This window comes from Gloeobacter violaceus PCC 7421, from assembly GCF_000011385.1.
In the GTDB taxonomy this organism is placed as follows: domain Bacteria; phylum Cyanobacteriota; class Cyanobacteriia; order Gloeobacterales; family Gloeobacteraceae; genus Gloeobacter; species Gloeobacter violaceus.
Window position 1 is genome coordinate 2,833,440 of the sequence record NC_005125.1, and the last position, 18,463, is coordinate 2,851,902.

Genomic DNA, 18,463 nt, shown 5'->3' on the forward strand with positions numbered 1-18,463 from the left:
GCAAACGCTTCGTCAGTGCTTGTGGTGCCCTGTTGAGGCGAGCAGGTTATGGACGGACCCTGGACAGGCACATTTTCCGACGGTGCATTACCCATGCTTGATTGCTACCCCCGCGATGTGCGGCGACTCAACCAGGATGGGCAACCGAAAGTGCTCGAGGTGCACGTCGGCAAAACCGGCCCGTTCGATCGCCGTCCACAGTTCCCGATTGGGATAGCAACCGGCATACACGACGTGCCAGAGCGGCTGGGCCATGTTTTGTATGCGCCGCAAGGCTGTACCGTTCGGGGCAGCCACGTGCTCGATAAATATAAAACGACCGCCGGGTTTCAACACTCGCAGGATTTCGTTGAATGTATCCGCCAGGCGGGTGACGGTGCAGAGCGCCATGGTACTCACGACGGCATCGACACTTGCATCTGCATTCGGAAGCTGTTCTGCTGTGGCGCAATGGATTTGAGCCTGAATTTTGTGTTGGGCCGCGGCCTGCTTCAGGTATGGATGCATGTATTGGTTCGGTTCGATGCCAATCCATTGAATATCCGAGGGATAATAAGACAAGTTGGGGCCTGTACCTGGACCAATTTCGAGCACATTGCCCTGTAGAGATTCAAAATAAATCCGCTTACGCTGTGCGATCAATGCATCGCATTTCGTTTTTCCTCTTGCTCTCCATAGAGCATGAATTCGCTGGTACCAAACAGCCTGGCAACAGGCACAAGGTCTATACGTCGCGTCGTCAAAGCCCATACACCGCTCTCCTCAAAAGAAAATTCAGACCAATTTCCTACAGAAACAGTCCAGCGTTTCAAATGGTAAAAACCCAAGTTGCATCTACCTTGTGTTGCCCGAAGCAGGCACAGGGCACAATTCGCTATGGAGAAGAATTAATTTCAGAAAGGTCGTTCAACAAACTTTCTTTGATTGTTAAACGAGAAGCCGAAGGAAAGGGGTCGATAGTGACTTATTCACCTTCTTTCACTATCGACAGTATAAGAAGGAATACTCCCCGTCTGTCGTCCAAATCACAACGAGACATGTATTTTGCAGAGGAGGGGTTTGCCCCTTCCTCTGCAACGGGCAGGCCCCTTCCCATCAGCCCACCAGTTCTCCTGTCTCCTGCAGGGTGTGCAGTCGTCGGTAAAGCCCCGGCTGCGTCAGCAGGTCCTGGTGACTGCCCACCTGCACAATCCGGCCGCCGTCGAGGACGACAATCGCGTCCGCCTCGCGGATGGTGCTCAGGCGGTGGGCAATCACGAGCGTGGTACGGGTGCCGAACACGTCGCCCATGGCCAGTTGAATGGCGCGCTCCGATTCGTAGTCGAGGCTGGAGGTGGCTTCGTCGAAAATCAGCACGTCCGGATCGGCGATGAGCGCGCGGGCGATACCGAGGCGCTGGCGTTGGCCGCCCGAGAGGCGCAAGCCCCGCTCGCCCACCACCGTGGCGTAGCCTCTGGGCAGCTTCAGGGCGAATTCGTCGACGCGGGCGATGCGGCAGGCTTCGCGCACCTGATCGGGGGTAGCGGCGGGGTTGCCGTAGAGCAGGTTCTCCAGCAAGGTGCCGTTAAAAACATCGACTTCCTGGTGCACGATGGCGAGGCGCCTGCGGTAACCGGCCACATCCAGTTCGCGGATGTCCTGGCCGTCGATGCGGATGAGCCCCCGGGTGGGCTCGAAGTAGCGAAAGAGCAGCTTCACGAGGGTCGATTTTCCTGATCCCGAGCGGCCCACCAGGGCGACCGTCTGGCGCGGAAGAATCTTGAGATCGATGTTTTCGAGCACCGGCCGGTTCGGGTCGTAGCCGAAGCTCAGGTTCTCAAGGGTCAGCTCGCCCGCAAATGGCTGCACCACTGGTACCGTTGTCGCTGCCGGGACGAGGGAGACGGTGTCGGTGCCCTCCGGGGTGGCCATAAATTCGTGAAATCGGATCATCGAAGCGTAGCGGCGGGCAAAGACCTCCGCCAGTTCGCCGATAGGGGAGACTTCGGAGTAGGCCATGCTCGAAACGGTAAGGGTCGTGACGAAATGCCCGAGCGAGATGCGCCCCGCGAGCGTCTCCCAGAGGGTAAAGCCCAGCACGCCGAACATACTCGCCTGCACGAGCGTCGCGCGCAGCGTGCTCAGTTGCACGTAGCCCAGGTGGATGCGGTAGTCGATTACCAGCAACTCGCGCTCGAAGCGGCGATTCTGCCGCGCCAGTTCGGATCGCTCGGTGGCAAAGGCTTTGACCGTCTTGATGTTGGTGATGATTTCTGAAGTGCGGCTTTCGGTGTCTTCTTCGTAGCGCTCCAGCCGCTCCTCGATGGCCACCAGCCGCTTCAGTTTCCAGAAGGTGAGGCCCAGAATCAGCGCAAAGGAGACGCCGAAGGCAATGGCGATGCGCCACTCGATAAGCCAGATCACCACAAAAATTGCCAGCACCCGAAAGAGCTTGGGAATCAGTTGACCGGCCACCTCCGGGTAGGTCCAGGTGTGGTTGGACACCCCCCGGGCCACCATCCCGGCGATGCGGCCGGGGTTGTTTTCGTCGTAAAACTCCAGCGGCAGGCGCAACAGTTTTTCGAGGGCCTGGCGAAAGTTGTCGCGGCGGGCGCGCAAGGAGATGTCCCAGTGGAACCATTGGCCGAGCCAGGGCTGGATGGGTGCGCGCACCACGGTCACTACAAAGATGATCCCCATCAGCGCCGCGAGGGCCAAAACCCCGTCCGCCGAGCGGCCCGTCCAGCGCGCCAGATCTTCGACCCATTGCTGCACCGGGCCGTCGAGGGGCTGGCGCGAGAGCACGTTGAGGATCTGACCGGTCGCGTAGGGCACCGCCAGATCCACCACTTCCAGCACACTGCTTGCCCCAATCGTCACAGCCGACAGCGGCCAATAAGGGCGATAAAATCCAAGCACATCCCGCAAGGACGCCATGGCTATCTTTCTCTGTAGTACGTATTAATTACATTGTAGTACAGCGGCGTCCAAATCTCTTGACCAGTGGAAGAAAGAGCCCAATTTGCTTGCCCTGTGGGATTCTGCCGGAGAGATCGCGAACTTACAATGAAAAAGTGCGTCGAATCGTGCAAGGGCGGTCTGTGATGGCGATACCGGCAATCCGCGAAGATACCTGGGTGCGAACGGATTGGGAGAGTTTCCTTGCTCTGCAGAGTGAGCCGGTCTACGAGCGGAGCAAATTCTACTATCACCACGGCTGGATGCGCGTCGAGATGTCTCCTGTCGGTCCTGCCCACGCCGAGGACAATGGCCTGATCGCCCAAGTGGTGGGTCTATTTGCTTTTCGTTGTGGCCTGCGCTTCAAAAGCTACGTCAATGTCACCCTCAGAAAGAGCGGCTCGCAGGAAGCCCAGCCGGACCTGGCATATTACCTGGGCAATGTTGCGCAGTTGCCGCCCTTCCCCTCCCGTTCCAATAGCCCCATCGACCTCGACCGCTATGCCCCACCGAGCCTGACAATCGAAGTGGCGGCCACCTCTCTCAAAGACGACCTGACGACCAAGCGGGCGTTATACGGCGAACTGGGGGTGCAGGAGTACTGGGTGGTGGATACGCAATCCGGGCGGGTGCTGATGTTCGGATTTTCTCAGCCGGGCGACGTCGCCACTGAGTTGGAGCGTTCGCGTGTCCTGCCCGGTCTAAGTTCGGTGGTTTTGGAAGAGGCGTTGCACCGTGGACAGGCAGAAGGGGACGGAGCAGCTATGCAGTACATCCTTGACCTGTAAAGTGGTTTCTTTTAGAAAAATTCTCTTTCCTTTGGTTAGCGGCAATTGCGCGCTTTGTGCTTACAAATTTTTGTCCACTTTGGCTGGGTGATCCCAGACTTTTGCAGCGAGTGCAGCTATTGCGCCAGTAACCACAAACGGTGCGCTCAGGCGTTGCAGAAAAAGAGTTATCCAACCGGCAGCTTGTGAAACATCAAAGGGAGAATCGAGAAGATGCAGAATTGAAAGCCATGCGGTGGCAAACCAGGTGGTCACGCAGACATGGCCGCCCACAAACCCAACGGCGAGGCTTGCACCCCCACGCCGTCCCCACGCCAGGGCAATCGGTGCACCGACCAGAAACCCAAATAAAAAAAAGACCAAGATCCCCAAAACAATGGGTCCCTCTGCAAGCCGCACAGGCAAAGACAATAATGATACAAACAGCAAAGGACCAAACAACGCCACCAGTGCGCCAGTAGCCGCTCCGACAACCAGCGATACGAGTGCATTCCAAAGTCGAAGCCAGGCAGCAATCCGGGTAGGAGTAATCGGTGGTGTGTCCATGATCGCTTCACGTCTCCTCTGCTTCTACGAGCTTTGTCAGCGAACAACCAATACCGGGCAGTGGGCGTAGTGGATGATGTAGTCACTGGAGTGAACCCCAGATCTGAGACAGTTTTCTCACATTCTTAAGTGGGATGGCTTGCTGGACTTATCTCATGCTCGACTCTGGCTTCAAATTCTACTGGCGGTAGATAGCCTATCGACGAGTGCAACCGCTTGCGATTATAAACCTCCTCGATAAACCTGGCAATGTTCCCTTGAGCTTCTCGGTAATCTCCGTACTCGTTCAACAACACTTCCTCGTACTTCAGAGTTTTCATGAACGACTCCGCAAATGCATTGTCATAAGGATTGCCACGACGACTCATGCTAATCGCGATTTTGTGCTCCTCCAACAGTTCGATGTACGCCTTCGATGCATACTGCACTCCTCGGTCCGAATGGTGAATCAGCCCAGGTAACACTTCCCGATTCGATAGCGCCATCCGCAGAGCACTTAGACTCAACTCCATGTCAATATGACGACTTAGAGACCAGCCGATTACCCGGCGGCTGTAGCGGTCTAAAATAATCGCCAAATACACAAACTCTTCTTGCAAACGAATGTAAGTAATATCCGATATCCACAGTTGATTGAGACCGCTCGGCATCAGGTTTGTCGCCAGGTTCGGATACACCCGAAATCCGTGCTCCGAGTCGGTCGTTCGCACGAAAGCTTTGCGCCTCAGGCACAGTAGGTTGTCTTGCCGCATCAAGCGCAACACCCGTTTGTGATTAACCGGCCAACCCCGGCGGTGCAATTCGGCTGTAATTCGACGATAACTATAGCCAGGCATCTCTAAACATATCAACTGCATCTGATGACGTAACTCCGTCTCGCATTCCTGGTCTTCCAAAACCTTAAAGACCGACTGGCGATAAAAGCTACTGCGGGGCAACCCGACCAGGTCACACAAGGAAGCCACAGAATATTCTCCAGAATGTTCGGCAATAACCCGGTAGATCAATGTGGAGTATTGCGTTCCTTCGCATGCCGTTCTAAGCGCTCCAAGACCTTTTTTAAAAACTGGTTCTCCATCGTGAGTTTGCCGACCATCTGCTCCAGTTCGGCCACCCGCTGGGCTTCTTGCTGTTGCCCACGAGCAGATTGGCGAAAGGCCGTCTGCGGGTTGGCACGGTATTGCGTGCACCAGTGGGAGATGAGGTTGGGGTGGAGCTGGTGCAGACGGGCGACACAAGCAACGGTGGCGTCGGCCTCGACTTCTCGGACAACCTGGAGTTTAAATTCAGCTGTGAAGGAACGACGGGACTTAGACATGATATGCATCTCCGTTATCCATCACACTTAACAGAGCTGAGAAGATTGTCTCACCTTAGGGGTTCAGTCCACCTTGACAACCAAGAGGGGTAAAATGAGCGGCATTGTCAACTTAACGTTCTGAGCTGGCAGGCAGAGGTTCTGGGCACGCATCTTCCCTATAGATCGGGCCGGTTCTTGCTCAACTTACCTCAGCGATCCCAACGATCTCCCGCCAACTGGCCAGCCGTTGCTGCAGTGTCTGGCGATACGCCTCGGCACACAGTCGGTGGCGGCGAGCACAAAAATGCTGGCGGATCGGGCCGTAGGCTGAGAGAAACCTTTGGGCATGACCGGCCGATTTGAAGCGGCGCATTCGCCGTTCTCGTTCTCGTATCGGTTGATGAGAATTCTCGGCCCGGTTGTTCAAGCCCCTGGGCTGACGATGTTCCACGGATTTCAAGATCTCTTTCTTGGCTGCTCCATAGCTGGCCAGTTTGTCGGTCACGAGCACTCTCGGCACGTAGCGCAGACCCTTGAGCAGTTTGCGAAAGAACTTTTTAGCCGCTGCTTTATTGCGCCGACTCTGGACCAGGATGTCGAGGACGTTGCCTTGCTGGTCCACCACCCGCCATAAGTAGGAGGTCTGGCCGTTGATTTTGAGGACCACTTCGTCGAGATGCCACTTGTCACCGGGTCGTGGCCGACGACGACGGATCTGATTGGCGTAGGTCTGGCCGAACTTGCGGCACCAGGCCCGCACAGTTTCATAGGTAAGCTGGACGCCGCGCACGGCCATCATCTCCTCCACGTCCCTGTAACTGAGGGGGAAGCGGAAATAGAGCCAGACGCAGTGGGCGATGATCTCGGGTGGAAAGCGGTGGCCACGGTAGCGGGAGTCGGGTGTAATCATCGCTCAACCCTGCCTGAGGACGGCCCTTGACGGCCACCCCCTCAACTTGACAGTGCCACTTTGGCCTGCCAATGGGTGAGAAAAAGAATACAAACTGCTTTCAAGACCCACTTGACTTTCAATACCGTATCTTCCGTTCCACTACCCCAATGTGGTTGGTGCAGGCAAGTAAGCTAGATTAACGAGTGGCAAAGGACTGCCAGCATGGCCTCAGATGAAAGTTTTGTGACCTACGTCTGTGATCAGATGGCCGGTGCAGGCCATATTTCCTCGCGCAAGATGTTCGGCGAGTACGCAATTTACTACGGCGTGAAAGTGGTTGCCCTCGTATGCGACAACCAGCTATTCATTAAACCGACGCCTACAGGGAAAACCGCAATCGGCAATCCCGTCGAAGCAATTCCCTATCCTGGTGCGAAGCCTCAGTACCTCGTCACAGACCGCCTTGATGACAAGGACTGGCTTGCGCGCCTAGTGGCAGCAACAGCCCGCGATCTTCCTGAACCGAAGCCCAAGAAACCCAAAGCAGCAAGGAAAAGCAAGTGAAGTTTGGCTACACCTAAGCCGTTTCCTCCAGGTATTTGTGCGCGAAAGTGACGGCCATCGCCCCCTCGCCGACTGCCGATGCGACCCGTTTCACCGATCCGTGCCGGACGTCCCCGGCGGCGAAGGAACCCGGGACGCTGGTTTCGAGAAAATACGGAGCGCGATCGAGCGACCAGCATTCCGGGGGACGTCCTCCATCGAACAAGTCCGGTCCGGTCACCAGGTACCCGCTTTTGTCGCGGACGATGTCTGTGTCCCTGGCCCACTCGGTGTTCGGTGCCCCACCGATGCAGACGAACAGACGTTGCGTGTCGACGAGGCTGGCCGTCCCGCCGGTCCCGTCAGTGATTTCGATTTGCCGCAACGAGCCTTCGCCGACCAAACGGGTCACCGTCGCCGAGTAGAGCACCTCGACGTTGTCAGTGTCGCAGATCCGCTGCAGAAGGTAGGGAGCGCATCGCCGGAACACTTGGCCTGAGACGAATCCTCGGGTTCGTTCGCTTTAGAATTCGACCGTCCCGTACACGGTCGTGCGGTGTTGAAGTTGCAACTGGTCGGGCGGGGCATAGGTGGCGTTGTGGGCGACCGAATGGTTGTCGCAGAGGATCAGATCGCCCGGCCTGGGCTTGTGGCGTAGGGTAAATTCGGGTCTGCTTAAGTGCCGGTTGATGAATCCGGCCAGTTTGATGTAATCCTGCTTTGCCATGCCGACCACACCGGCTGTCAGCCCCAGGTTGATATATAGCAGCTTCCTGCCGGTGAGTGGGTGGGTAGGCACGAGGGCGTGTCTCACCCCGTTGCTGTGAACCGTGATCAGTGGCTCAAAGCTCTGCTGAACGTCGCGGTCAAGACTTTCGTAAGCCAGGTACGAGTTGCTGAACAAGAAATCGCCCACCCACTCGCTGGCCTCCCGAAAGTAAAAGAACGACAGGCGGGTCGCTTGTTTACGGAACGAACCGTCGTGGTGCCAGTAACGGCCGACATCGGGGTGGCCGCGCCGAGGGTCGTTGGAGACGGGGAAAATCTCGGGAAAGTCCGCGGTGGCGGGGTGAGGAGAAAATATTTCCACCTCGCCGAAGGCGCGGCTAAGGGCTATTTGCTGAATGGGGGTCAAGGTCTGTCCAGGAAAAACTAACAACTGGTGCTCGACAAGGGCATAGCGGATCAAGGCGAGTGTCTTAGGCACAGTCGGTCTGGAGAGATCTAGCCCGGTGATTTCAGCCCCGAGGTGGGGAGCGAGGCGAGTCACAGAAAACAGAGCCGTGGTACTCATGGGGGTTCCTGGGTAAGAAGCAAGACGGTGCGGAATTGCCTTCTGCCTCTTGTCTCCTCATGTTATGGTAAATTTTGTCAAGATTGAATAGCTCAATTAAAGCGATTCGGCTTTTTAGCTTTAATAATCTATCTAAGAACAGTTAAATGGCTTTAAATGATGAAAAACTGATGGACGAGGTGGGCTGGAAGCTCCTGGAGGCGCTTCAGGAGAACGCACGCCTCACTTTCAGCGAACTCGGGCGCCGGGTGGGGCTATCTTCGCCCGCTGCGGCCGAGCGGGTGCGGCGGATGGAGGAAGCTGGGATCATCACTGGCTACCGGGCCGAGGTCAATCTTGAAAAGTTGGGCCTGCCCATCGCGGCGTTCATCCGCATCAATACGGCGGGAAAGAAAAGCGCCCAGCTCGGTGCCTTCGCCTGTTCGCTGAGTGAGGTGATGGAGTGCCACCGGGTCACAGGCAGCGATTGTTTCATGCTCCGGGCAAACGTTGCTTCCGTGGCGCACCTGGAGGACCTGATGGATCGGTTGCTTCCCTACGGCAACGTGACCACCTGTATTGTGGTCTCCTCGCCGCTTAAGAGGCGGCTCATCGACTCGACGACAATCCCGAGCGGCTGAAGCGCTTTTTGAGGCCAGGGAAGGCTCAGGACCGGGCACTGTCAGGGGTCAGGGAACGGAAGCTGTAACCCCATCTGTACAATTGCTCTAGCGGTTTAGATTGAGAATAGCAATACTACGTGGCACTTCGTTACAGCTTCCGTTCGCTCACCCCCCGTCCCACGAGATGCGCAACGAGGTCAGGCAGCAGAGGTTGAAACCCGCTGCTCAATAGACTTTAAGTACGCGCTAATTCCAGAGGGTACTCCCTGCAACTGGACACTCCAGTGGACCTGAGCAACCGGACTTTGATCGCGCTTTTGACACTCCGCCCAACTCATCGGCGATGGGAATTCGGCTTGGAAAGTACAGCCACCCCCCGGAAATTGGTGGCCTCCTGCCTAGGAAATGTTCCAAAAGGTAGCCCTTTCGAGTTCCCTGCCCCGGTGCATATTCGCTTCTGGAGTACGAGATAATTAGCCCTTCGCTAACAAGCTTAGAGCCTGTTGATGCACCGGGCAGAGATCGGCTGGACAGCGGCTCTCATCGCAGAGTCGGCAGATATGAACGGACTCTAATGGGGTCGCGGCGAAGACGCGTAGGAGGGTTTCAGCGATCCCATCGAGTTGTTGTCGCTGATCGGGCGAGAGGACGTCGATGATCGCATCAAGTGTCAGACATCGCTCCTCAAGGACTGCACGCATGCGCTCGCGTCCCGCAGGCATCAGGTACAGCGCGACCGCGCGCCGGTCGTTGCCCTGCCGGTTCTCCACCAGCCCGGTCGCTTCTAACTTGTCCACCAGCCGCACTGTCGCTGGGTGCGATAGTCTCAGCGCCTGGCTGAGCGCGACGTTGGAGCAGCCCTCATAGAGGGCGATGAGATTGAGCGCGGCGGCCGCCGAGCCGGTCTGATTGGGGTGACTCTTCAGTCGTGCCTCAAGGCGCTCGACGACCGCGCCCGCCAAAGCGCCCAACAGATTCGCCGTTCTCAGTTTGGTCATTGCGGTCCTTCCCTGTTGACACTGCCAACGCCATTGTGCACAATACGTGCATATTGCACCTAATACGAGGCTGGCTCGTCGCTGTCAGTCGTTACAAGACTGGAGCACAAGTGATAGTTGACACCGACCAAGCCCGCCCCGCGAGACAATCTGGCACGATCCGACCTGTCACGCACGAAGATGTGCCGGCTCTGAAGACTGTAATCGATGCGAACGGCTTGTTCCCGTCGGACATGTTGGACGACATGTTGGCTGGCTATTTCAGCGGCGATGCCAGCGACGACTTCTGGCTTACCAGCGACGACGGCGGGCCGGTGGCGGTCGCGTACTACGCGCCGGAGCGGATGACCCAGGGGACGTGGAACCTGTTGTTGATCGCTGTGGACCCCGACCGGCAGGGGCAGGGGCGCGGCTCTGCTCTGCTCTGCCACGTTGAACAGGCTTTGGCGGCACGCGGCGAGCGCGTCTTGTTGGTGGAGACCTCTGGGTTGCCGAGCTTCGCGCGCACTCGGGCGTTCTACCAGAAATGCGGCTATGAAGAAGAAGCCCGGATTCGCGAGTATTACCAGGCTGGCGAAGACAAAGTGGTTTTCCGCAAGTTGCTGACCGTTTCGATCTCGGAGAATTACTGACTGTAGAGCTGATGTAGGTGTCGGGTAAGACCGTGGTCATCCATCTGACCTGTGCTGCGTCATAGGAGTACTGCGACAAGATTCGGGTGAATGCCGCCGCTCCCAGTGCGCTCAAGACGTCGATGTTGCAGTGCGTGCGCCGCGAGTAGAACGTCATCAACGAACAACTTGCCTCCGCCTACCCAACGGGGGTGCCTACTGTACCGGCTTGCTGAGCACTTCCTAAGTAGCCGAAGCTGAATAAACACAAGGTGCCGCGGCTGAGTCTCGGGCTAGGGGCTTTTTAGCATCCTCCACGACCTGGCGTTTAATTAGCTCCGCCTACTTAGTTCTGTCGCTTTTCAGTTTTTGCGACAAAGCCTCCATTATGCAACGCCGAGTTTCTACGCGCTCTGCCCCACCGGGAGCAAGAACTGCCGGGAGCAGTCCTTGCACAGCAACCGCTGTCGGTCATGGCGGTGCCCGTTGCGAGACAGGCGCTCGGAGCCACAGCGGGGGCATTTCATTACTTTCATTACCTGATCCGCACCGCACGCTTCCCCGACGTGGGGGCGAAGGTACGCCCCGAGCAATTCGGGGATCTGGGCGAATAGACGGGTGCCATGGTCCTCGTCGCTTTGCAGGGCCCGCAGCACCAGAGCATTGCCTGCGTGGACGCAGACTTCCGCCAGCAGGTGGGCTTCCTCGGCCACGAGCCGCGGGTTGCGGCGGGTCAGGAGTTTCGCTGTGAAGCGGACGGCATCGGCGGTAAAACCTTCGTCGATGCTCTGGAAAATCTGGCGGCTCGTGTAGAAGAGCACAAAGACAACCCGGGAGGTCGCGTCGGCGAAGATCCCTGCGTAGGTCGCGAGCAGCTGTTGCATGAACCCCTCGAAACCCAATTTCTCGAGGGGTAGGGCGTCCAGCTGTGCCCAGGCGATGTGTACCCGCTCGATGTGTCGCTGTTCCAGGGCCTTAAAGAGAGCCCGCTTGTCGGGAAAAAATTGGTAGAGCGAACCGACGGCGGTCCCGGCGCGCTCCGCGATGCCGTGGGTGGTAGCCGCCTCGTAGCCCACTTCGGAGAACACCTCGGCGGCAGCCAGCAAAATCCGCTCGACGCGCTGTCGACCGCGCTCCTGTTTCGGGGTGCGGCGCAACTGACCGGCGGGGTCTGATCTACTTGACGAATGTGACGTGCTCGTCGTATTGTGGCTCCGTAAGCGAGCTTTGCGTCAAGATCTTATCCCGTCAGCCGGGCAATTTGAGGGCTACAGCCACGGCGCCGGGCCTGGAGAGTGCTGATGGAACCATTACTTCCCGGGGCGCCCTGGCTGGTCGCCCACCGTTCGATGCTGGACAAAGAGCGGCCGCGGCGGATTACGTTGAACGGCCGCGACTACGTGCTGTGGCAGGACCGGCAGGGCGAGGTCTTCGCCCTCGACAACGTCTGCCCCCACATGCAGGCACCCCTCTCCGAGGGCTGGGTCTGTGCCGGGCGGATCACCTGCCCGTTCCACACCCTCGAATTCGACGCCCTGGAGCGGTGGTGGCGCGTCCCCTGGAGATCTTCGTCCTCGATGACTGCATCTGGACCTACGGCGGCTCGCTGCCACGGCTGCCCGTCCCCGAACTGCACGGTTGCCTTGCCCGGGATTACGAGTTTTTGGGCGTCGCGGGCGACCGGAGCCTGCAGGCGGACTTTCTGGCGAGCCTACTTGTCAACTACGACTTCAACCACCAGAACGGCACCCACCGGGAAATGTTTCGGGTCGTCTCCTGCACGGTCCCTAAATTTGAGCAGGACGGGCACCGCGCCCGGGTCGAGATGCAATTGATCCGCGCCGCCAACACCGCCGCCGAATTCGTAAAGAACCCGGCGCTTGCCCTGCTGCCAAAGCAGATGAGCAACACCCTCGAATACGCCTTCCCCTCCACCACGGTCCTGTTTGCCGACGTCCCGTTCGGTCGCCTTGCCCAGGTGCACATCGTCTATCCCGAGACGGCAAATAGGACGCGCACGTTTATCCTGCTCTACGGACGGATCGCAAACTCGCTACTGAAGCGCCTCCTGCGTAAGTCGTTACTGGCGGCGGCCAGTCAGGTCGTCGAGCAAGACGCCCGGGCGGTCGAAAGCCTCTACCCGCGCGAGAAGCCTGGGGTGCGGCTAGCCAAAGACGAGATCATGGCGTATGCCGAGCGGCTCTTCCGCGAGTGGCCTTTGGTCTCCCCATGAGCGCCAGAGGCGCTGCGGCGAACCGAAGACCGGTAGGGCCGGGGGAACCACCCCGGCCGCTGAATTTCGAGTATCAAGTTATTTGGGCTCTTGTTGCCTTTTGGTGATCCAAGACGCTTCTCACAATTCCATTCGGGGGCGTTCGGGAGGCAATTGTCTGCTGCGCACCCCGTCGGGTTTGACGACCGTCAACGCTCCACACAACCGTCCTCCAAGCTCTGCTATCACCCTGGAGACCAGTTCCGCTTGCTGCTCGTTGGTGACACCCTTGCTGTTGGTGCGCACCAACAAGACCCCCGCTGAGCGCAACCGCTGGCGCACCACCAGCTCGCCCAGATCCTTGTCCTCGGTGACAACCACAGCATCGAGCCGATTGCTGACAGCCAATACATCCTCGTCAGGCAAGCCGCGGTCCGTCTCATAGATCGAGTAGACGCCGTGGCCGTCAGTACGCAAACGTGCAATCAGCAAGGGATGAATGTTCTCGTCGGCCACAAAGTCCACTTATTGGCGAAGCCCGCGGTACTCGGCGAGCAGCCGGGCAATCGAATGGTGCTCATCGAAATCCGCCGCGAAGGCCAGCGCGGCGTCAATGCCCTCGGGGTACAGAGTCGGATAGTCGGCGAGCATCTGCTCGCGTGTCTGCCCGGCGGCGAGCTTGTCGAGCAACCACTCGACGCCCAACCGGGTACCGTAAATGGCGGGTTTGCCGCCCAATAGCCGGGGATCCTGCACGATCAATTGTCTCGGATCCGTCACCGCTGCCACGCGGGCCAATACCTGTTCTTTGAGCACGACCGACTCCTTGAGTTGACGGATCGACTGAGTTTGCCTCCATTCCAGCCTAGCTTGCTACCACTTTTACTAGGCGACTTGGGTATGCACTCTCATTCGCCGTCCCCGTCGACCCCCTCGTCGACTTTGAGCAAATGAGGCCATCAATTTCCGGGGGATGCCTGCGGTGCGTGCAGTCCTTGGGTTCCCAGGTTCTTGTGAAGCAATGTCGTGTCGGTGTCGATGTTTTCCCTGGGCCGTCCGGAGCATTTCTCAAGGGGCACATGAGTCTTCCCCTCCAGAAATCCTCCCACCCCCGAAAATTGATGGCCTCAACTGGTACGGACCAGAATTCCTTGATGCCAGGAACATCCTTAAATACTTTGTCGAAAAATCCAAGTAACTACCGCACAACCAACACCGGGCAGTGGGCGTGGTGGATGACGTAGTCGCTGACGCTGCCCAGCATCAGGCGCTGGACGCTACCCAGGCCCCGCGAGCCGATGACCAGGATGTCGGGTTTTTCTTGCTCGGCCACTTCGCAGATCGTGTCGCGGGCGTGGCCGAATTCCAGGCGGGTCTGATAATCGACTCCGGCCGCCTCGCAGAGTTTGGCGCCTTTTTCGAGGGCGGCCTCGCCGACGGAGCGGGCGATTTGTTCAAGTTCGGCAAGGGGCGGTCCCTGGTAGAGCGGTTCGCCGGTCGGGAGCATCCCCGGCCAAAAAGTGGCGTTCGCCTGCTCGGCCACCGTGAGCAACAGCAGCGACGCACCGGTCGGTTTGGCCAGTTCGAGCGCCTTGGCCAGGGCGCTCAGGCCCGTCTCCGAGCCGTCGATGGCAACCAGAAATTTCATGAGATAACCGCGTCTTGTCGCGGGCTGGGTAGATTCGATCATCTTACGCGGGCGGGAGCGGCGGATACGGCGGTTCTTGCGGACTGTTAACCTGAGGGCAAACCCGCCCGCTGTCGCGCGCCCATGCTGCCGTCCGTTCTGGTGCTCATCGCTGCTTTTGTTTTGGGGGGAGTGCCCCTGAGCGGCTGGCTTTTCCGGCTCGCCACGGGTAAAGATCTGAGGAATCTGGGCACCGGCAACGTCAGCGTGGCGGCAGCCTTTTTGCACGGTGGGCGGGTGGTCGGAATTGGCGCCGCTCTCGTGGAGGCTTCGCGGGGAATCGCCGCGGTGTTCGCAGCCCAAACGTTTTCGAGCGCGCCGGAGTGGCCGCTTTTGGCCCTGAGCGCCCTGGTGGCGGGCCGCTTCTGGATCGGTCGCGCGGCGGGGGCCACCAACGCCTGGTGGGGATTGGTCGTCTTCGCCCCGGTGGTCACTTACCTGGTCACCCTGGTCGGGTTGGTGCCCTGGGCGATCTATCGCGGACGCACCGGCCGCCGCCGCGCCGAGCTTGCCACCCTGGTGGCCCTGCCGGTGGCGTTTTACTTTCAAAGCGGCCAGCTCCTCACCACCGGGGCGGCGGCCTTACTCTCGCTGTGGCTGGGATACGCGCTGTTGCGCGTGCCCGACGACATGGAGCTTACCCGGCAATCCAGCAAGCCGCCGAGCCTCGATCTCGACCTCGATCCCGGCGCAGTGGGACCGAAGGCCGCCAACCTCAGCAAGCTCAAAAAAGCCGGATTGCCGGTGCCCGGCGGCTGGGTGTTGCTGAGCGAAAATACCCCCGAGCAGTTGCTCGCTATCGCTGCTCCTAGTCCCGAAGCACCCTGGATCGTGCGCTCCTCGGCCACCGGCGAAGACACCGTCGCCAATTCCGCGGCGGGCCAGTACCTGAGCGTGGCGGATGTGACCAACCCGGCCGGGTTCATCGAAGCGACAGCCCGGGTGCGGGCGAGCTACGACATCCCTGCCGCCACGGCCTACCGCCGTGACCGGAAGATTGCCGACGGCCGCATGGCGGTGCTGGTGCAGCCGCAGATCCGGGGAGTCTGGTCAGGAGTGGTCTTCACCCGCGATCCAGTGGACGGTAGCGAAGTGCTGGTCGTCGAAGCGCTTCCCGGCGGGGCGGCGGCGGTGGTGGGCGGTCAGCGCACCCCCGAGCGGGCCGTGATCGACCGGGCGAGCGGTGCTGTCGAATCGAGCGCCATCCCCCACCCGATCCTCGCAGCGCTCCAGGGGGCGGCCCTGAAGGTGGAAGGACTATTCGAGGGGGTTCCCCAGGACATCGAGTGGACCTGGGACGGCGAGCGCCTGTGGCTGTTGCAGGCGCGGCCGGTCACCGCTCTGCAGCCGGTCTGGACCCGCACGATCGCAGCGGAGGTGATCCCCGGCACCATCCGGCCCCTCACCTGGTCGATCAACCGGCCCCTCACCTGCGGCGTCTGGGGCGAAATTTTCACGATCGTGCTGGGCAAGCGGGCGGTAGGCATCGACTTTGGCGAGACGGCGACGCTGTTGGACGGCTGGGCTTACTTCAACGCGACGCTGCTCGGGGATATTTTCTTGCGCATGGGCCTGCCCCCGGAGAGCCTCGATTTTCTCTACCGCGGCAGCCGCTTCTCCCGCCCGCCGCCGGGCAGCGTTCTTGCCAACCTGCCGGGGCTGTTGCGCCTATTGGGCCGGGATCTGAGCCTGGAGGGCGACTTTCGCCGCACCGACAAAGATTTGCTCGGGCCGCTCATGGCGACCCTGGCGGACGAAAACGTCGATCGCCTCACTCCAAAACAACTGGTCGGCCGGGCCGAGCGCATCCAGGTGGGACTCAGGCTGGTCACTTACTTCAACATCCTGGCACCTTTGGGACTATCGCTGCGGCGCGCGCTTCTGGGGGTGAACGAGGACTGGCTGGGGACGGAGGCGACCGCCGAGGTGCGCGCCGTCAGAGAACTGGGGGCTATGGCCACAGAAGCGCGATCCCGGCTCGGCAACTTGGCCGATACGGGCGATCTCCCCCAGGTGAAAGCGGCCCTGCAAACCACCCCGATCCCCGCCCAACTCGACAGATTTATCGAACGCTTCGGTTACCTGAGCGAGGTGGGCACCGACATCGCCGTGCCCACCTGGAGCGAGCATCCCGAGACGATCCGCGATCTGTTCCTCGCCATGGTCCAGATTCCCCGGCAGCCGGTCGAACGCTCGCAGCCCCGGCGGCCCTGGGACTCTCTGCGCAGCGCCCTGTGCCGCCCGCGCGCCCGCACCCGCGCCCGCGTGTCGGAGATCTACGACCAGCTTCTGGCGTACCTGCGCTGGACTTTTACGGCCCTGGAGCGGCAGTGGCGCTCCGGCGGGCTTTTGGAATCCGAGGGCGACATTTTCTTTTTGACCCAGGACGAAATCTTGGCCCTGGCGCGGGGCGAATTGGCGGGTGAGCCGCGTGCCCTGGTGGCCTCGCGGCGGGCCGAATACGAGCGTCAGTGCCGCCGCCGGGTGCCCCGGGTGGTCTACGGTATGCAAATTCCCGAGCAGACGGCCGAACCCGAGACCATAGCCGCCACCGGACGCCTCAAAGGGATCGCCGCCAGCCGCGGCCGGGTCGAAGGGGTGGTGCGGGTGCTCAAATCGGTGAGCGCCACGGTGCGCCTCGATGCCGACACGGTGCTGGTGGTGCCCTACACCGACGCCGGTTGGGCACCGGTGCTCGCCCAGGCCCGCGCCATCGTCTGCGAGGCGGGCGGCAGGCTCTCCCACGGCGCCATCGTCGCCCGCGAGTACGGCCTGCCCGCGGTGATGAACGTCATCGGAGCGACAGCACTGCTCGCCGACGGCCAGCGGGTGCGCGTCGACGGCGGTGCGGGCACCGTCGAAATCCTTGGCGCGGATCCTCACGCGGGGGAAAAACCTACAGCTTGAACGTCCCGACGGCTGGGAATGCTAAAATCCAGCCAATTTCGATGGGGTCCAATTGGTTCGGTGGCACAGCTTCCCATTCGGCAAACGATTTTTCAGTGGAGCGAACGCCTGCCGGCACCGCTCAGGCGCTACGGGCTTTTGGGTGTGGGCCTGCTCATCCCGGCATTGATGCTGCTCACTTCCCAGCCGAGCTACCTGGCCAATGTCGCGGTGACCGTGGCGGTTTACATGGTGCTGGCCATGGGGCTCAACATCGTGGTCGGCCTGGCGGGCCTGTTGGATCTGGGCTACATCGCCTTTTTCGCGGTGGGCGCCTATACCTACGCCATCGGGGCGCCCCATGGCCTCAGCTTCTGGCTCGCCCTGCCGGTGGCTGCACTGCTTGCCGCCGGTTTCGGGGTGCTTCTGGGGGCACCGACTTTGCCCTTGCGCGGCGACTACCTGGCCATCGTCACCCTCGGTTTCGGCGAAATCATCCGCATCTCGCTCAACAACCTCGACTGGCTCACCCGCGGTCCGGCGGGCATCAGCGGTGTACCCGCACCCGTGATCCCCTGGATAGGCGCCAAAGGCTTCACCTGGCTCACGCTCTATCAGCCGCTGCAACTCTATTTCATCGCGCTTGCCTTCGTCGCCTTTGTCTACTGGATGACCAGCCGCCTGAAGCAGTCGCGCGTCGGCCGCGCCTGGGTAGCCATCCGCGAGGATGAGATTGCCGCCGCCGCCATGGGCGTCGACACCGTCAAGCTCAAGCTCCTGGCCTTCGCCACCGGGGCGGCCCTGGCCGGCATGGTCGGGGTGCTCTTTGCCGTGCAGCTCACCTATGTCTCCCCCGACAGCTTCACCCTGATCGAATCGGTGATGGTCGTCTCGATGGTGGTCCTGGGAGGGATGGGATCGGTGCCCGGGGTGGCCCTTGGGGCTTTGATCCTAATTGTCCTGCCGGAGGCGCTCCGGGGCTTTTCCGAGTACCGGCTGCTGTTATTTGGCGCGGCGATGATCCTGGTGATGCTCATCCGTCCCCAGGGATTATTGGGCGAGCGGCAGGGCGTGCCGCCCCGGCCTACAGGAGCCGGTCTTGAAGACGAAACGCCGCTCGAAGTCGAAAAGCGCGACCTGCCGGTGTAACACCCAAATTGTTTCTGC

The 18,463-nt window shown here is 60.1% G+C and carries 17 protein-coding genes and 3 pseudogenes; 8 read left to right on the forward strand and 12 right to left on the reverse strand.

What is annotated here, in order from left to right; genetic code table 11:
- Positions 1-87 precede the first annotated feature (87 nt).
- Together GLL_RS13785 and GLL_RS13790 are read right to left on the reverse strand one after the other, a co-directional pair.
- Positions 88-750 carry a class I SAM-dependent methyltransferase gene (locus tag GLL_RS13785; RefSeq protein ID WP_011142665.1) on the reverse strand — a complete coding sequence of 221 codons (663 nt, stop codon included), beginning with the start codon at positions 748-750 and terminating at the stop codon, positions 88-90.
- A gap of 345 nt (positions 751-1,095) precedes the next feature.
- Positions 1,096-2,916, reverse strand: coding sequence for an ABC transporter ATP-binding protein (locus tag GLL_RS13790; RefSeq protein ID WP_011142666.1), 1,821 nt, complete (start codon positions 2,914-2,916; stop codon positions 1,096-1,098).
- 167 nt (positions 2,917-3,083) lie between these two features.
- Here GLL_RS13790 and GLL_RS13795 point away from each other — a divergent pair, with 167 nt between their 5' ends.
- A complete protein-coding gene (locus tag GLL_RS13795) occupies positions 3,084-3,725 on the forward strand; it encodes a Uma2 family endonuclease (protein ID WP_164929078.1) in 642 nt (213 codons plus the stop codon).
- Positions 3,726-3,785: 60 nt separating this feature from the next.
- Here GLL_RS13795 and GLL_RS13800 read toward each other — a convergent pair whose 3' ends face one another.
- From GLL_RS13800 to GLL_RS13810, 3 genes and pseudogenes are all read right to left on the reverse strand, one after another.
- Positions 3,786-4,271, reverse strand: a complete 486-nt coding sequence (locus GLL_RS13800) for a hypothetical protein (RefSeq protein WP_011142668.1) — start codon at positions 4,269-4,271, stop codon at positions 3,786-3,788.
- Between the two features lie 125 nt (positions 4,272-4,396).
- A pseudogene (locus GLL_RS13805) lies at positions 4,397-5,589 on the reverse strand (IS3 family transposase).
- 181 nt (positions 5,590-5,770) lie between these two features.
- Entirely contained in the window at positions 5,771-6,478 is a 708-nt protein-coding gene (locus GLL_RS13810) for an IS6 family transposase (protein ID WP_407919996.1), read from the reverse strand.
- A 207-nt stretch (positions 6,479-6,685) separates the two neighbouring features.
- Here GLL_RS13810 and GLL_RS13815 point away from each other — a divergent pair, with 207 nt between their 5' ends.
- Entirely contained in the window at positions 6,686-7,027 is a 342-nt protein-coding gene (locus tag GLL_RS13815; RefSeq protein ID WP_011142672.1) for a TfoX/Sxy family protein, read from the forward strand.
- Between the two features lie 13 nt (positions 7,028-7,040).
- Here the strand turns inward: GLL_RS13815 and GLL_RS13820 are convergent.
- Positions 7,041-7,475 (reverse strand): annotated as a pseudogene (locus tag GLL_RS13820) (NAD(P)/FAD-dependent oxidoreductase); the annotation flags it as partial.
- A 54-nt stretch (positions 7,476-7,529) separates the two neighbouring features.
- Positions 7,530-8,300 carry a TauD/TfdA dioxygenase family protein gene (locus GLL_RS13825; RefSeq protein WP_011142674.1) on the reverse strand — a complete coding sequence of 257 codons (771 nt, stop codon included), beginning with the start codon at positions 8,298-8,300 and terminating at the stop codon, positions 7,530-7,532.
- A gap of 146 nt (positions 8,301-8,446) precedes the next feature.
- Here GLL_RS13825 and GLL_RS13830 point away from each other — a divergent pair, with 146 nt between their 5' ends.
- Positions 8,447-8,920 carry an Lrp/AsnC family transcriptional regulator gene (locus GLL_RS13830; protein ID WP_011142675.1) on the forward strand — a complete coding sequence of 158 codons (474 nt, stop codon included), beginning with the start codon at positions 8,447-8,449 and terminating at the stop codon, positions 8,918-8,920.
- Positions 8,921-9,375: 455 nt separating this feature from the next.
- Here GLL_RS13830 and GLL_RS13835 read toward each other — a convergent pair whose 3' ends face one another.
- Complete coding sequence (locus GLL_RS13835; protein WP_011142676.1) at positions 9,376-9,900, reverse strand: MarR family winged helix-turn-helix transcriptional regulator; 525 nt, start codon at positions 9,898-9,900, stop codon at positions 9,376-9,378.
- Between the two features lie 110 nt (positions 9,901-10,010).
- Between GLL_RS13835 and GLL_RS13840 the strand changes: the two genes are divergently transcribed.
- Positions 10,011-10,532 carry a GNAT family N-acetyltransferase gene (locus GLL_RS13840; protein ID WP_011142677.1) on the forward strand — a complete coding sequence of 174 codons (522 nt, stop codon included), beginning with the start codon at positions 10,011-10,013 and terminating at the stop codon, positions 10,530-10,532.
- Between the two features lie 383 nt (positions 10,533-10,915).
- Here GLL_RS13840 and GLL_RS13845 read toward each other — a convergent pair whose 3' ends face one another.
- Positions 10,916-11,668 (reverse strand): TetR/AcrR family transcriptional regulator, encoded by a 753-nt coding sequence (locus GLL_RS13845; protein ID WP_164929080.1) that lies wholly within the window; start codon positions 11,666-11,668, stop codon positions 10,916-10,918.
- A gap of 192 nt (positions 11,669-11,860) precedes the next feature.
- Between GLL_RS13845 and GLL_RS23750 the strand changes: the two are divergent.
- A pseudogene (locus tag GLL_RS23750) lies at positions 11,861-11,986 on the forward strand (Rieske 2Fe-2S domain-containing protein); the annotation flags it as partial.
- 71 nt (positions 11,987-12,057) lie between these two features.
- Positions 12,058-12,744 carry a hypothetical protein gene (locus GLL_RS23285; RefSeq protein WP_231848230.1) on the forward strand — a complete coding sequence of 229 codons (687 nt, stop codon included), beginning with the start codon at positions 12,058-12,060 and terminating at the stop codon, positions 12,742-12,744.
- Positions 12,745-12,864: 120 nt separating this feature from the next.
- Here GLL_RS23285 and GLL_RS13855 read toward each other — a convergent pair whose 3' ends face one another.
- From GLL_RS13855 to GLL_RS13865, 3 genes are all read right to left on the reverse strand, one after another.
- The gene (locus GLL_RS13855) at positions 12,865-13,239 is read right to left on the reverse strand and encodes a DUF5615 family PIN-like protein (protein WP_011142681.1); all 375 of its coding nucleotides are present in this window, start codon (positions 13,237-13,239) and stop codon (positions 12,865-12,867) included.
- Positions 13,240-13,248: 9 nt separating this feature from the next.
- Positions 13,249-13,539, reverse strand: coding sequence for a DUF433 domain-containing protein (locus GLL_RS13860; protein WP_231848231.1), 291 nt, complete (start codon positions 13,537-13,539; stop codon positions 13,249-13,251).
- Between the two features lie 382 nt (positions 13,540-13,921).
- A complete protein-coding gene (locus GLL_RS13865) occupies positions 13,922-14,371 on the reverse strand; it encodes a universal stress protein (RefSeq protein WP_164929081.1) in 450 nt (149 codons plus the stop codon).
- A gap of 123 nt (positions 14,372-14,494) precedes the next feature.
- On the opposite strand from GLL_RS13865, the gene GLL_RS13870 reads away from it, so the two are divergent.
- Both GLL_RS13870 and GLL_RS13875 read left to right on the forward strand, forming a co-directional pair.
- Positions 14,495-17,317: a glycerol-3-phosphate acyltransferase gene (locus GLL_RS13870; RefSeq protein WP_011142684.1), complete on the forward strand. Its 2,823-nt coding sequence runs from the start codon at positions 14,495-14,497 to the stop codon at positions 17,315-17,317.
- Positions 17,318-17,377: 60 nt separating this feature from the next.
- Positions 17,378-18,445 carry a branched-chain amino acid ABC transporter permease gene (locus GLL_RS13875; protein ID WP_197530006.1) on the forward strand — a complete coding sequence of 356 codons (1,068 nt, stop codon included), beginning with the start codon at positions 17,378-17,380 and terminating at the stop codon, positions 18,443-18,445.
- Positions 18,446-18,463: the final 18 nt, after the last annotated feature.

What these genes read in the sequence shown, in the direction of transcription:
- GLL_RS13785 (WP_011142665.1), bottom strand. Translation starts at nt 750, where the DNA reads ATGGGCTTTGACGACGCGACGTATAGACCTTGTGCCTGTTGCCAGGCT.
- GLL_RS13790 (WP_011142666.1), bottom strand. Translation starts at nt 2,916, where the DNA reads ATGGCGTCCTTGCGGGATGTGCTTGGATTTTATCGCCCTTATTGGCCG.
- GLL_RS13870 (WP_011142684.1), top strand. Translation starts at nt 14,495, where the DNA reads ATGCTGCCGTCCGTTCTGGTGCTCATCGCTGCTTTTGTTTTGGGGGGA.
- GLL_RS13800 (WP_011142668.1), bottom strand. Translation starts at nt 4,271, where the DNA reads ATGGACACACCACCGATTACTCCTACCCGGATTGCTGCCTGGCTTCGA.
- GLL_RS13830 (WP_011142675.1), top strand. Translation starts at nt 8,447, where the DNA reads ATGGCTTTAAATGATGAAAAACTGATGGACGAGGTGGGCTGGAAGCTC.
- GLL_RS13835 (WP_011142676.1), bottom strand. Translation starts at nt 9,900, where the DNA reads ATGACCAAACTGAGAACGGCGAATCTGTTGGGCGCTTTGGCGGGCGCG.
- GLL_RS13815 (WP_011142672.1), top strand. Translation starts at nt 6,686, where the DNA reads ATGGCCTCAGATGAAAGTTTTGTGACCTACGTCTGTGATCAGATGGCC.
- GLL_RS13795 (WP_164929078.1), top strand. Translation starts at nt 3,084, where the DNA reads ATGGCGATACCGGCAATCCGCGAAGATACCTGGGTGCGAACGGATTGG.
- GLL_RS13825 (WP_011142674.1), bottom strand. Translation starts at nt 8,300, where the DNA reads ATGAGTACCACGGCTCTGTTTTCTGTGACTCGCCTCGCTCCCCACCTC.
- GLL_RS13865 (WP_164929081.1), bottom strand. Translation starts at nt 14,371, where the DNA reads ATGAAATTTCTGGTTGCCATCGACGGCTCGGAGACGGGCCTGAGCGCC.